The organism is Myxococcus llanfairpwllgwyngyllgogerychwyrndrobwllllantysiliogogogochensis, assembly GCF_006636215.1.
GTDB classification, from domain to species: domain Bacteria; phylum Myxococcota; class Myxococcia; order Myxococcales; family Myxococcaceae; genus Myxococcus; species Myxococcus llanfairpwllgwyngyllgogerychwyrndrobwllllantysiliogogogochensis.
Map to the genome: position 1 here is coordinate 1 of NZ_VIFM01000900.1, position 411 is coordinate 411.

Annotated in this window: 1 protein-coding gene; it reads right to left on the bottom strand. The window is 55.0% G+C overall.

Features of this window, described 5'->3' with window-relative positions; genetic code table 11:
* Positions 1-29: 29 nt before the first annotated feature.
* On the bottom strand, positions 30-411 hold a 382-nt coding region (locus FJV41_RS56245; protein ID WP_368773791.1), incomplete at its 5' end, for a uridine monophosphate kinase.

Genomic DNA, 411 nt, shown 5'->3' on the forward strand with positions numbered 1-411 from the left:
ATATTACCCGGATTTGGCGCTGACGGGAATTATTCCGTGATCAATGTGCCTTCTTTTTCGCCCATCACCACGCGACGCAGGGCGCCAGGTTTGTTCATGTTGAAGACGCGAATCGGTAATTTATGGTCACGCGCCAGGGTGAAGGCCGCCAGATCCATGACTTTCAGCTCTTTTTCCAGAACTTCGCTGTAGGTCAGCTGATCGTACATGGTGGCAGAAGGATCTTTTGCCGGGTCAGCGGTGAATACGCCGTCAACCTTGGTGGCTTTCAGCACCACATCGGCTTCAATTTCGATACCGCGCAGGCAGGCTGCGGAATCGGTGGTAAAGAACGGGTTGCCGGTACCAGCGGAGAGGATCACTACGCGGTTGTTGCGCAGCAGGCTGATCGCCTCTGCCCAGCTGTAGTTG